The 12,882-nt window shown below is 52.3% G+C and carries 13 protein-coding genes and 1 tRNA gene; 11 read left to right on the forward strand and 3 right to left on the reverse strand.

Features of this window, described 5'->3' with window-relative positions; translation table 11 throughout:
• The first annotated feature begins 75 nt into the window (after positions 1–75).
• Positions 76–152 (forward strand) — tRNA-Pro (locus H7849_RS24315).
• A gap of 977 nt (positions 153–1,129) precedes the next feature.
• Here H7849_RS24315 and H7849_RS24320 read toward each other — a convergent pair.
• Positions 1,130–2,455, reverse strand: coding sequence for a tyrosine-type recombinase/integrase (locus H7849_RS24320; protein ID WP_186743041.1), 1,326 nt, complete (start codon positions 2,453–2,455; stop codon positions 1,130–1,132).
• 1,077 nt (positions 2,456–3,532) lie between these two features.
• On the opposite strand from H7849_RS24320, the gene H7849_RS27685 reads away from it, so the two are divergent.
• The 7 genes from H7849_RS27685 (at position 3,533) to H7849_RS24355 (ending at position 10,400) form a co-directional block, all read left to right on the forward strand.
• Positions 3,533–3,742 carry a helix-turn-helix domain-containing protein gene (locus H7849_RS27685; RefSeq protein ID WP_186743042.1) on the forward strand — a complete coding sequence of 70 codons (210 nt, stop codon included), beginning with the start codon at positions 3,533–3,535 and terminating at the stop codon, positions 3,740–3,742.
• 191 nt (positions 3,743–3,933) lie between these two features.
• Positions 3,934–4,731 (forward strand): 3'-5' exonuclease, encoded by a 798-nt coding sequence (locus tag H7849_RS24330; RefSeq protein ID WP_186743043.1) that lies wholly within the window; start codon positions 3,934–3,936, stop codon positions 4,729–4,731.
• Positions 4,685–5,233: a site-specific integrase gene (locus H7849_RS24335; protein WP_186743044.1), complete on the forward strand. Its 549-nt coding sequence runs from the start codon at positions 4,685–4,687 to the stop codon at positions 5,231–5,233. Before H7849_RS24330 ends, H7849_RS24335 begins: the two co-directional genes overlap by 47 nt.
• A 196-nt stretch (positions 5,234–5,429) precedes the next feature.
• Complete coding sequence (locus H7849_RS24340) at positions 5,430–6,116, forward strand: metallophosphatase domain-containing protein (RefSeq protein WP_186743045.1); 687 nt, start codon at positions 5,430–5,432, stop codon at positions 6,114–6,116.
• Between the two features lie 289 nt (positions 6,117–6,405).
• On the forward strand, positions 6,406–7,830 hold the full coding sequence (locus tag H7849_RS24345) for an ATP-binding protein (protein ID WP_186743046.1): 1,425 nt from the start codon (positions 6,406–6,408) through the stop codon (positions 7,828–7,830).
• 358 nt (positions 7,831–8,188) lie between these two features.
• A complete protein-coding gene (locus H7849_RS24350) occupies positions 8,189–9,790 on the forward strand; it encodes a Druantia anti-phage system protein DruA (RefSeq protein WP_186743047.1) in 1,602 nt (533 codons plus the stop codon).
• 121 nt (positions 9,791–9,911) lie between these two features.
• Entirely contained in the window at positions 9,912–10,400 is a 489-nt protein-coding gene (locus H7849_RS24355; RefSeq protein ID WP_186743048.1) for an ATP-binding protein, read from the forward strand.
• Positions 10,401–10,682: 282 nt separating this feature from the next.
• On the opposite strand, the gene H7849_RS24360 is transcribed toward H7849_RS24355, so the two are convergent.
• Positions 10,683–10,976 carry a HigA family addiction module antitoxin gene (locus tag H7849_RS24360; RefSeq protein ID WP_186743049.1) on the reverse strand — a complete coding sequence of 98 codons (294 nt, stop codon included), beginning with the start codon at positions 10,974–10,976 and terminating at the stop codon, positions 10,683–10,685.
• Between the two features lie 94 nt (positions 10,977–11,070).
• The gene (locus H7849_RS27690; protein ID WP_285288916.1) at positions 11,071–11,283 is read right to left on the reverse strand and encodes a type II toxin-antitoxin system RelE/ParE family toxin; all 213 of its coding nucleotides are present in this window, start codon (positions 11,281–11,283) and stop codon (positions 11,071–11,073) included.
• A 122-nt stretch (positions 11,284–11,405) separates the two neighbouring features.
• Here H7849_RS27690 and H7849_RS24370 point away from each other — a divergent pair, with 122 nt between their 5' ends.
• From H7849_RS24370 to H7849_RS27760, 3 genes are all read left to right on the forward strand, one after another.
• A complete protein-coding gene (locus H7849_RS24370; protein ID WP_186743050.1) occupies positions 11,406–11,867 on the forward strand; it encodes a PEP-CTERM sorting domain-containing protein in 462 nt (153 codons plus the stop codon).
• 284 nt (positions 11,868–12,151) lie between these two features.
• Complete coding sequence (locus H7849_RS24375) at positions 12,152–12,466, forward strand: PGN_0703 family putative restriction endonuclease (protein ID WP_490337739.1); 315 nt, start codon at positions 12,152–12,154, stop codon at positions 12,464–12,466.
• Positions 12,366–12,683, forward strand: coding sequence for a PGN_0703 family putative restriction endonuclease (locus H7849_RS27760; RefSeq protein ID WP_490337728.1), 318 nt, complete (start codon positions 12,366–12,368; stop codon positions 12,681–12,683). Before H7849_RS24375 ends, H7849_RS27760 begins: the two co-directional genes overlap by 101 nt.
• Positions 12,684–12,882 lie beyond the last annotated feature (199 nt).

Raw genomic sequence — 12,882 nt, forward strand, 5'->3', positions numbered from 1 at the left:
AGACTGATTGAAGTTCGCGCGAACGAGCAAAGCGTTACCAGGAATGCTTTCTGAGCGAACACACTAGCGCAAGATCGGGGAGTGGCTCAGCCTGGTAGAGCACCTGGTTCGGGACCAGGGGGTCGGAGGTTCGAATCCTCTCTCCCCGACCATCTAAAATCAATAATTTACGATGTACTTTCTTCACTTCCTTCGTGGAATTGTGGGCAGTTTTGTGGGGAGTCGCACGTCGCAACCTTGTAGAACAAGGCTATTCGCTGACTTCAACCACCTCGACTCGCAACGGAGAGAAGGCTCCTATTGTACGGCCCCTTGCGCGATAGTCCTACTCGATGGCAGATTCGCCTTGCCTCGTGTCGCCACCTGAATGTGGATCTTGCGGAATGGATACAGAGTGGTAGACCTTGGCCAAGGCTCGACTGGCCTGAAATTGAGAAGAGCCCTCGTTAAACCCGTGAAACAAATGGAGTTGACAAATCCTCGGTAGTGGAGCGAAATAGCAATAGTTCTTCGGGATGGTCGAGAGTCTATTTTTAGATTCGCGGCCCGAGGGCCGCGAATCCAATAGGGCATAGACCTATGTTCTGAATATGTGATAAAGAGTTGTGGCCTTTACCAAGACGCTCAGAAATAGCCCAAAGACTGCGAGCAAGGGTACAATCCTTTTATACCAATCGGGATTGGATGGCTTTCTCATCTTGACCTCCTTTCTCTGATTCGCGAGACCTAGTGTTCCAGCACTAGGTCTCGTTGTTTTGGCCTACTTCATCCGGCCATATATAAAGCGTATCCGTTAGATTCAGTTACGGCGAAAAATTTTCGGCAGCAATGTCGATTTTCACGAACGACTGTGCATACCCCATGATCTACTCCTGAAACTCGCAATTCCGCCAGAGAAATCTTCTATTCCTGCCACCTAGGGTGATTTGACGCCCGTGGTCGGAGTAACGTCGGAAATCCTAACCGGCAATCGCTTTCTCGTATAACCACTTAATCAGGCGTTGGTCCAGCTAGACCTCAAGCGCGGTGATCCCCCGTCAGATTCGTCGAGAAATTCCGGTAATAAACATACGCGAGTTTTCCACCCAGTGGCACAGGCAAGACCCCAAAGAGGAGTTCTTGGATCCACCTAAGTCTTCGGGAGCAATGGAGGGCGGGGCTTTACGGACCGATTGGCTGCCCTCTTCGCCCAGTATCCCCTACCGGGAACTGGAACTTGGAGTCTTCTGCAAGCTTTGGCGATTGCGGCATCCGATACGCCGTATTCTCTGGCGACGATCCGGACAGGCATTGTCCACACTTTTTCGTAAAGTTCTTCGCGGTTATAGCGTGGTCTGATCAACATGCTCGATTCGTTTTGTTGAACGGCCTCTGCTTCCAGTGTTGAATCAAGCGTGCGGACGGCTGCCCGCTTGGACTCCATCCGGGCGTGTGAGTAGCGTTCCAGCATTTTACGAGATAGATGTCCCGTGATTGCCATTAGGGTCTGATCGGGAACACCGTTTTCTCCCATCCGGCTTACGAATGTGTGACGCAAGTCATGCCACCGGCAGGAGACCTGAGCCCTCTTTTGGCAGCTTATCCAAGACCTCTTCCAGGCACCCATCGGTTTTGCGGGATCGTGGCTATAGACCTCTGCTGTGAGCGCCAATGTATCCTTATCCCGATAGAGGCGATACCTCTCGGATGGGAAGACGAAATGATAAAGTTTCGCTTCTGGAAATCGGGCTTTCCACTCCTTAATGCAGATAAGGGCAGTAGCTGAAAGTGGGATCACTCTTCCTTCTCCAGCAAGGGTTTTTGATCTCCCAACTACAATTTCGTTTTTGGCAAGGTCGACCTGATGCCAGCGCAGGTGTCGCAGTTCATTGATGCGCATCCCAGAATGGATCGAAAGCAGGATTGCTGGGTACAGGCTTTGGCTAACGCTCTTCTTTGCAGCGTCCAGTAGTCGTACCTGTTCATCTGGCCTCAGAGCCTTGCCAATGTCCTCTCGCTCTTTCAGCATCCGGACATCTGGTGAAATCAATTGCCAACGTCGATGCTTGATCATCACTTGGCGGAGGAGCTCAATTTCCATGTTGATCGTTCGATTACCGGCTCCCTCCTTCTTTCGAGTCAATTGATAGCGACTGATGTCCCGGGCAGAAACCTCGTCAAGCAACAGCTTTCCGAAATGCGGTGATAAGTGCTTCCAACTGCGCCCATTATTTTCGAGCGTGCTAGGCTCCCAATGAGGGATTTTCTCCTCCAGCAACACTGTTATCGCTTGAGCGACCTTGAGCGGACTCTCAATCCGTTTGAGACCAGCATTTCCCAGTTCTAGATTCCTGCGGTGTTCCCGTTCCTTTCGTTCGGCGACAGCCCGAATTGGACTATAGCTTGATTCGCGAATTCTCACTCCACGAAAACGGAACTCGTACCAATAAATCCTTCCGCGCTTGAACGTCCCCATTATTGACTTTTCCCTTGAGCCAGCTTTTCTGCTGTTCGAATTTGCTCAAGGAATGTCTTAATCAGCAACTCAGTTCGTTTTCGCGCATCTTGAAGCCTATCCGGACTGTGTCGATATAGATTCCTGTCGAAGCACTGATCGACTAGAGTCTCCAGTCTCTTTGAGGAGATCGGCTCTTGCGCAGCCAACGCAAACGTCGTAAGCCACCTGGATCGTCTTCCATCCCGAGAGGTGACCTGCGCAGCAGCCTCGACTGCTGGTCTCCAACCGTTCCGTGTGGGATGGGCAATCCATACCTTCAGAGCCTTTGACGCTGCTATAAGCCGTTCTTTATTTTGTCGCCGAACACGAGACCTATGTGCGACCGCTGACGAGATAAGACGACCGCACGTCGGGCTGCAATATTGCTTATTTGACCGAGATTGAAATGGAGAATGGCACTTTTCACAAAATCCAATCGTGTCCCGTTCTTTAGCGAGAAAATCCCCAAACAGAGCTAATGCCGCCACCTCTGCCGTCTCCTGATAGGACGCCACTCCCACGAACGTTGGCAAATATCCATCACCCGAGAAAAGACGATGGTTAACCACCTTAAGGCGGACAGTGAAAGGGCGCTGCACTTGGGCCAATCGAATTCTGAGGTAAGTGCTCTCATATCGGTCCAGCCAAGGTTCCAACCGGCTGTGCTCCTCCGGCGCATCGAGAATTGGAGTCTCTTCGCATTCGGCCCATTCGTGGACAAGTTGCTGGATTGTCTGCAAAAAAAAGGGCAATGCCTGTAGGGGATCACCAGATAGATCAAGCGGGCCCGTTGGGTCGTACATGCATAGGAGTTGCAGAGCCCGTGCGAATATAGACGCTTTGACTTCGCAGAGGGCGGGATTCATGGCTGCGGTAAATGCCGTGAGCGGATCTGTCAGCAAATCGCTCGCCTTCAGGAGCCGACCCACGTTGTAAATTCTCTTCGGCATAGTACGTCAGTGTCTTTTACCATATTTCACACTGAAAGTACATCGTTGCTAAGGACGGAGGGATAGTACATCTTATGTGCATTGGGAAAACTTGAAAGGACGCTCAATGCCACTGCCTCACACAGAACAGTTGCACGCTATAGAAGCAGCAGCCGATCGGCTGCAGATTGCATCCAAGACGATCCGAAATTGGATCGGTGCACGCCGCATCGCCGTTTATCGGATAGGCCGCTCTGTTCGGATTCCGGAATCCGAAATTCAGCGCATTCTTAACGAGGGCTATGGACCCGCGCTAGACGAAGATCGAGCAATTTAGGCCGGATCGCTGAAGACTCCAGCGGCAACATCGAAACTCAGCGCCAAGCCTTCGAATGACGACAGAATGCATTGCAACGGTATCCCATCTCGCGTCGCTGTCCTGACCGACATCAGCGCATGACTCACCCAGCGAGCCTTCCCCTTAGCAAATTCGACTTTTGCCAACAAAGGAGAAATGAAAAGAAGGCAATGAAGAATGTAAGAGAAATGCACGAGCGGGCAATCTATGTTGATCTCGAATGGACCTGCTGGGATGGCCACCCACCTGCGGGCAGAGTACGGGAGATCATCGAGATCGGCGCAGTTGAGGTAAACCTTAACAGTCTAGAGATCGTTCGAGAAGCCTCATACCTGGTTCGGCCGCGCCACCTGGACATCAGCAGCCGTTGCACGCGCATCACTGGTATCTTAGCGACGGATCTCAAGTCGGCGAGGGCCTTCCAGGAGGTTTTGAACGCCTTTGTAACCGAGTTCTCACCGTCCGAAAAGCTCTGCTGCACATGGGGACGCGACGACAACGATGTGTTGACCGAGGCGTGTCGGACCCATGGGTTACGCAGCCCCATGAGGAATGTGATTGACCTAAGCCACCTCTTTTGGCGTCTTTTTCTTCTGCGGCAACAAGCCAGCCTTACAAGCGCTCTCAGTATGCTTGGTCTGCATTTCGATGGCGTTGCCCATACGGCGCTGGCTGACGCACGGAATGCCGCCCGGATCCATGCTGAGATTATTCGACGAATGAGACTTGGACCTAAGCTGCCATCCGAGATCCACGCTGAACCTACGAACTCGCCGAGGTCAACTCTGCTGGGGGAAAAATTGCGTCAGGTCCTGTGGACGGTAGACAGCAGCCGGAACCTGGACCGTTTGGCCATTCCTTTCAAAACCATTAGGTCGCACACAAGATTCAGAGCGCACAAGACTCGCAAGGAGCCATCTCATGTCAACTCGATCACGTATCCGCAAACAGCTTCGTATGAAGCGTAGAGTATTTTCTCGTGATGAACTACACCAAGTTCTTGAACATTTAGCTCGCAATCCTGCGATGCAGGACCTACACGACGTTGCAACCGTGATTGCAGATACCGGGATCAGGCCGCGCGAACTAGCGCTGCTGCGCTGGACCGACATCGATTTTGATGGTCGCAGAATTCTCGTCACAAATAAAGCTCTAACGCAACGATCCCTGCCGTTCGGTCCGAAGACAATGAATGTTCTGATCCAGCGGCGAGAGCGTCAGCCGCAATCAGAAGGTGTTCTAGGGCCTTCGCCCGCAAGAATACTCAGTCGTGTGACGCGCCAGCTTCGAGCAACCTGCGAGCAGATTGGCATCTATGGTGTCAACCTACACTTGATCCGCAGAACCTGCGTCTCGCACTGGTACAAGCCGAACCGCAGGCTCAGAGGCTTGGCCAGAATCTTAGGCTTGCTCAACCGGTTCCTTCCTGTCTTGGGCCGCCTGGAACACCGAAGTCAGTTGAGTAAATAGCGCAGTTACGGGAGAGAACTGAAGACCAAAACTGAGGCTTGATCTGTGCATTGTGGCATCCACAACCGGCGTCACTATGGCAGCGTACATTGAGCAGATACGCTGTTGCGGATGCATTTTCGAACTGTCTTGCCGGTGAGTCGAGATGTCTGTGACGACGATATGGAGCGGTCATTTGTCTCAAACAGTGTTCTAGATGAAAGTAGATCAGAGAAAACGAAAATCCTCACGATTATTGGGACGGAAGACCAACCTGCAACTTGTCCTGCTCAGCGATACACACGAACTTCACAGGGAACTCAACGTGCCCTCGGGCGACATCCTGATCCACGCGGGTGACTTCACAATGTTTTCGCGAAGCCTTCGGTCGATCATCGATTTCAACGAATGGCTGGGGGAACTGCCGCATCGCTGGAAGGTGGTCATTCCCGGCAATCACGAAACATTTCTTCAGACCAACCCTGCAAATCGGTCGCTGGTTAATAACGCTGCCGTTCTCATCAACGAAGCCGTGGAAATTGCTGGATTTCGGATCTGGGGGTCACCAGTGACGCCTGGCTTCGGTCCTGCTTTCTCTGTGAATTCAGCGGATGAGCGCCGACTCCTATACGACACAATTCCAGATAACACTGATATCCTCATCACGCATGGACCACCGTACGGGATCTTGGATTCTGGTTCCGACTCTCAATTCCATGCTGGGGATCGGGAGTTGTTTAATGCGATCTCCAGGGTGAAGCCCCGGCTAAGCGTGTTTGGGCACATTCACGGCTGCCACGGAGTCATCGCGACCGAAGAAACGATATTTGCGAATGCCGCGCTGCTTGGACCGCTCGGCGACATTGATGAAGAGCCGATTGTCCTAACGATCCCGCAGAAATGACTATCTCCCAAGTAGTGAGGTCTTGCTGTGATTGGACCGAAACACCAATGTTGTGACGGAGTTTCATGCCACAGGGTACATGAAGAGCAGACTCGCTGCGGAGCGAAATGACAAACTGGAGCAGACACGAGGATGTCCAAGTAGCAACCTGAGATCCCAGTGAAGTTCTTGACCAAAGCGATCACGAAGGGTGACCTGGTTCCTCCGGCTGCGAGGTGATGTTAAACCATCAACATACTGCGACCAAGGTTTCATCCAAGTCATCCATTCGTTTTTCGAGGAGGTAGACATGATTGAACTAGTCGATGCCCGCAATTTTCTTCGATCAATACGCGAAACTGGGTACAGGTCTCTCGCGCATAGCATGGCTGAATTCATAGATAACAGCCTTCAGGCTGATGCAACTACCGTATCGATCACGATCAGTGCAGAACAGGGAGGGACGATTCTAATTGCCGATAACGGTGTTGGGATGTCCAGAGAGGGTCTCAGAAAAGCTCTTCAGTTTGGCGGGAGTACGCGGTTCAATGACCGTCACGGTACTGGCCGCTTTGGCATGGGGTTACCCACGAGTTCGGTCTCCCTAGCGAAACGGGTTGACGTTTACACTTGGAAAGACAAGATTGTTTTGCACTCGTTCTTGGATATCGATGAACTGGAAGAATCTGCGTTGGTTTCATTGCCCGAGCCGCGGCGCGTTGCTCGTCCGCCATTCATACCTAAGAGCACCCACGGGACGGCTGTGATTCTGATCCGATGCGACAGAAGTGGGAAACTGAACGATGCTGCGGGCCTCGCGCAAACCAAGTTTGAGTTGCGACGAATTTTCCGGTTTCCGCTTCAGGGCATTTTGACGCTAGAAGTGAATGGAGAGCATCTGAAGCACTTTGATCCCCTCTTCCTTTCGAGCGCCCACATGGGTGTCTCAGCTGCGCTTTACGGTCCACCGCTCGAATATCGGATTCCCGTCGGAAATCACAGCGCAACCGTTCGCGTTCGCTTCGCTGAATTGCCCATATCGGTGTGGAGAGAAATGTCAAATTCGGAGAAGCAGGCTCTAGGCGTGTCGAGAGGGGCTGGCGTTTCTATAGTGCGTAACGAGCGAGAAATCGCCTACGGCTGGTACTTTTTCGGATCGAAGCGACGTGAGAACTACGATGACTGGTGGCGATGTGAATTGAGATTCGACCCAGAATTGGACGAGCAGTTCGGTGTGAACCACACGAAACAGCAGATCAGCCCCACACCGGAGATCGACCGCCTGCTGACGCCGGATCTGGAGAACATTGCCAGAACCTTGAACTTTCGCGTGCGCCAAGAGTTTGTTCGGACAGCGAAACCTAAAACTCACCAGGTTCCGAAAGTAGTATCAACTGGCGACAGGTATTTGCCGAGCATCCTGACCTCAAAGAGGTCTCCCGTCCGAAATCCCAATTACCTTCTACAGATCGACGAAGAAACCAGAAGCACTGCCTTTTTTCGTGTCGAATTGGCCGGTTCGAGGATTGCGGTCTGGCTTAACCCCAATCATCCGATTACCTCGGCGTATCTGGCCGCCAAATCAGAGGATGAGGGACAGGTCGAATTGTTTGAGTATGCTCTCCTCTTTGCAGCGCGAGTCGAATTGGGTGCGTGCAATCAAAAACAACTTTGGTGGTTTCGACATTTCCGGACGGAGTGGAGCGATGCCCTCGCGGCATTCCTTGGTAACTAAGAAGAACATGAATGTCACTTATTTCAAATTCTGACTGTGCGAAACTCCAGAGGAACTCGAAGCGGTCCAGAAACTCCTGAGTGGATCGAACCGTTGTGACTTGACAGCTAGACGTGAGGCTGCCTTGTTGGCTGCTTCAGGTTGTGGCAAACGCGCTCAACGCGCCCGCGCGTTGATATCAGTACTGAGCGATCTCCTCGGGCACGGATGGCAGTTGAAACTCGATGGATCCAACGTTCTAGCTTCCGACTCCAGCGGTCCAGAGGAAGACTCTCGACGAGAATACGTACGCCAAATCCAGTTGGCCCAGCGCGAAGTGCAAATGCGGAAGCAGTCGGTACGGGAGTTCGTTAGATCGATGGAGAGGAAAAGACTTGGCCCGCATGGCTGGACGTCCGTATTCTCTTTGATGCGTGATGGCAAGGAACTGGCCGCTGCCATACGAGCAAATCAAGCCGACAGCCTCGTTCCGAATGCCATAGATCCTTATCTGCAAGTGATAGAGGACTCAAACGAAAGATGTCAGTTTACCGGCCTTCGGCTAATGGATGTCTGGCGATACTTTCGCTACAACTGGGCAATGCCCTACAACAGTGTGCCAGGAAGGAGCATGTTGGCGCTCGTGCGCGACGCAGTTGCTCCCAACCACCCCATAATTGGCATAGCCGCCTTGGGCAGTGCGATCGTTCAACTCTCGCAACGAGACAAGTGGATCGGATGGACTTCCGCTAACTTCGTTAGCAGCACTCAAGATAAACCGACAATAGCGTTAGCCCGCTGGGTTCCTAGGCAGTTGGAAACTCTAACACAATCCATATACAAAGCTGATTTGATCAAAGCTGGTCATGTCACATATCGCGAGTTGAGCAGGCCCACTGAAGATTCGATTTCGAGGCTGTTGGCGGAAGCAAAGATTGCTTGGGAACTTCACCGCCGATTTCCACATCGAAGCAAGCACAAGCCGCGTTCGTACGATGATAGACACTGGAAACGTGAAGCTCTGACTCACTTATTCCGTGCAAAACGTTGTGAAACACTAGCCCAATTACTACAAGTTCGTCGAACTTTAAACGAATTGAATTATGAGCCCAAGGTTGACTCCTTGCAGGCTCTGTTAGCTCATGCAGGTGGAAAGAAGGTCCTTGAAGCACTCGTCCGCGCGTCGAAAGCAGAGCACATCGGCATCGACATGTTGGACATAACCATTTGTGGGGCTGTTCCTCCCTACAATCCGCTCTTGGCAGGGAAGTTGACCGCTCTTCTTTTGTGTAGTCCGGAGATCGTTCAAGCTTATGCACGACGCTATAAGGACGCCCCTAGCATCATTGCTTCATCGATGGCCGGAAGAACAGTTCATCGTCCTCCCAGGTTGGTCTTGCTTGGAACCACCAGTCTCTACGGTGAACGACTCAATCAGTACCACAGAGTGCAAATACCGCGCGGAGTAGCTGGTGCCAAGGAGACCATTCGCTACGCCTACCTTGGCGAGAGTGTCGGATATGGTTCCTCCCATCTCTGCGCAGAAACGGTTAGGGAACTTGAACTGCTCCTGGCTCAAAGCAGTAGAGGACGCCGTGTAAACAGTATTTTCGGCGAAGGCGTCAGTCCAAGGCTGAGAAAGATACGAGATGGTTTGGATTTCCTCGGCTTTCCCTCAGACCGTGTTCTAAATCACGGTAATCCGAGATTGATCTATGGGGTTCCTCTTGCTCTTAACTTCCGAGGGGTGCTCGTTGGGCTAGAGAAAAATCCGCGTTACATACTGCCTCAACGGGGTTCGCGAGAGGTCTCCCGCGCCATTGCACGCTACTGGGGGTCCAGATGGCTGTCACCAAGGGTTGAGAGGCGTCCAGAGTTGCTCGATATCGTGGCTGTGAACGACATCCGCTTGCCCTACCAGCATTCCGCCCGCGTTGATCTCCCGGGCCTAGAGGAAGATGCGTTGCCTCTGTTCGCCTGAGAAATCCCCAAAAAAGTTTCCATACTTACCGCTCACATTTGCCGACACGGTGGACATACATAGGTGAGGGCGATAGCCCGAATCCTGCTGCCAACGCGCAGCCAAAGTGAGGACAACCAAAATGGCAACTCTTGTTAGCGACCGTCTTCTGAGCGAAATCGACCGTCAGAAAAAGTATCTGGCGAAACTTCCACCGACATTCGAATATCCCCTGTTTAACGCTATGCAGGCGCTGGAATCGCAGCGCCGCAATGGGTACCGCAATACCGCCGCTGCAGGTCGCGAGATTGCAGACAACTCGATAGAAGCAGGTGCCCATCGGATCCACATCACTTTCGACAAGTCCACCAAGGGCAAAGAACTTGTGAAGGCGATTGCTTTCATCGACGACGGCCCTGGCATGCTGCCAATGATGGCCCGGTATGCACTAAGTTGGGGGGGAGGAACGCATTTTGACGAGCCGGGTTTCATCGGCAGGTTTGGCTTTGGCCTCCCGGGATTCGAATGTCGCCGAATATCAGCAAAGGAATCTACGAGAGTCTCTGTGCAGGCGTTCGCGCTGTTGGGGGAACCGCAGAGAAATTGCCATTGCCACACATGGTGCGCCTGAACAGTAGCGTCACGTTACATGTGCCCGTATGCAAGGGATGGGTGCGGCATAAATTGAATACGTTATGGAGACTCTTGCTTGGGAAACGGGCAGCAGCGGATGTGATGATCGTAGCGCGGCTCATGCCCCCATCGCGTTCGATCTTGGATTACTTATTTGAGTGGCGATACTGATTCACTTTGCACCAGCGAGAAGTAACGCGAGTGCTCGCTTTCAAGTCTTATCCGGTGGACAGAGCCTCTTCCGATTGATTCGAACCGAGGGCTTTTCATCAGCGCATCATCAAGCGCGGACGGCTTGATGTAACGGCCTAATCGAATTGATTACCGGGGCATCTTCCTTCCGGGCCTGGGCAAGTTCCCACTGCTTCTGCAAGTCCATCCAAAACTCGCTCGGATTGCCGAAGAACTTCTCCAGCCTTAAGGCCATGTCAGCAGAGAGTCCGGCATGGCCATTCAGAATGCGTGACAGCGCCGTGCGAGATATCTTGAGACGGTTTGCGGCATCAGTCACATCCATGTCACCTAGCGATGCTCGCAAGATCACTCCCGGATGCACCGGATTCATCATCCTCATATTGCTCCTCCTGTACCCTAGTGATAGTCAATGTAATCCACCAACTCCACGTTTTCATCCCTGTTAAACCTGAACGTCAGCCGCCAGTTGCCGCTCACAGAGAGCCCATAGTACCCTTGAGGTTGCCTTTCAAAGGATGCACATCCCATGCTGTAGCGAGCGACACTGGAATGTCCGTTATCTTCTTGATCACATTAAGGACGGTCAATCGCTCGCGTAACTTGTCAGCATGAGCGGGTTGGATGCCAGTTTTCCGATCGGCCAGGAAGAATTTCTCCAATCCTTTATGCCGAAAACTAACGATCATACGTTAAGTGTAGCGTTACGCTTTACACAAGTCAAGACCAGAACGATACACAAAATATTTGGATCGAAATCTTCGCCATTTCTGGGACAACTCCGCAGAGTTCAGGTAGGAGGAATCAACGAATGGATCGAAGCAAGACAATTTTTCGATACAGTGTGTCGATTGTACTTTTTATTTTCGCTGCCGGGAGTTTCAACAGTGCTCTCTGGGAGACGGCGGCCCTCAAAATTCTCTACACCGGCCTCAACAGTGGCTATCATCGGATTATCTGGGTGGCGGACGGCCCAACACACGCGCAATTCACGTACCTCAGGTTGGCGTTTCTTGCCCTCTTTGCGGTTCCAGCGTTTTTCAAGGTTAGGGACGTACAAGATGTCTATCGGCGATTTCTCTGGATATTTGCGGCAGCCTCAGTGTTCTGGGTGCTTGTCATTCCCACGCTGCTCGCTCTAACTCACGGCGGCCCTTGGGAGCTTTCACCAAATTTCACGCAGCAGATTCCTGAACCTTCAACGATGTACGCCCTCACGGGTGGTATGACTGTGTTGCTCTTCGTTCGGACACGCAGCAAGAGACAGGTGTAAAGGGCAACGAAGATTCAGCCCATCAGCATGCACACTTACTGCATCACCCGTCGAGGGCGAACCCCAGATGCGGAGATTGGCGACCGTCACGGTCGTATTGATCAGAACGGTCGCATTGTCAAGCAGACTCCGATTGCCAGACTTGATATGCAGAAACGTCTCGTGGTTGCCGGCACGATGATCTTGTGCCGGTGTGGCAGATCGCACAGCCACTGATTGAAATCGATGATGACGCGGAGACTTAGCGAGAACATTGTGAAATCCCGGCGTGGGTCAGGACACGTCTGTGTTCGTCAAGGCGATCGCTCGGGGCCGAGTCAAAGGCGATGCCGGAATTCCGATTCAAATCACGAACTACTTGGCACAACGGCAAGCATGACCGCACCGAGGTTGACATGAGGCTGGATCAGTTGATGGTTGAAGTAAAGCTGATGGAATCGGACTTTCAGTCGGCAAGATTCGACCTCATCTCTCGATATCGCGATCTGGAACGCGTCTTTGATCTGTCTGTGCCGCAACGGAAGACATTCCCGCTATCAGCTAATAAGAGGGTCGCTGGCGGCATACGCGACTGGCTGTTCGTTCTGCGTATTTTGTGACGCTCGCCGCCCCGATTTGGTCGAAGCATGTACCGAGTCATGCGGGCTGTCCGGCTCTTTAACCTACGTTGCCGCCTCAAACTGCTTGCGTGGCAAGAACTGGCGACGATGTCCGGATGACCTTCAGCAGTTTTTTGGCTATCAAGTACGGCATTATTCCCGCATGACCCCGGAAGGCGGATGGCTTACTGTGGGTGATTTTGTGGGGACACAGTAGGTCACTCTAGGGAAAACAGAGGATGTCAAATTCCTTTGAGTGTGGTTCTTAGACGCACATTCACAGGGGTTTGCGGGCGTCAAGGAAAGTCGAAGGGTAAACAGGGTTACTTGCAACCCGATGCTTCGGGACCAGGGGGTCGGAGGTTCGAATCCTCTCTCCCCGACCATTCTTCTCACGTTCTGCTCATCTTGTTGAA

Origin of the sequence: Alloacidobacterium dinghuense, from assembly GCF_014274465.1 — a bacterium.
GTDB lineage: Bacteria > Acidobacteriota > Terriglobia > Terriglobales > Acidobacteriaceae > Alloacidobacterium > Alloacidobacterium dinghuense.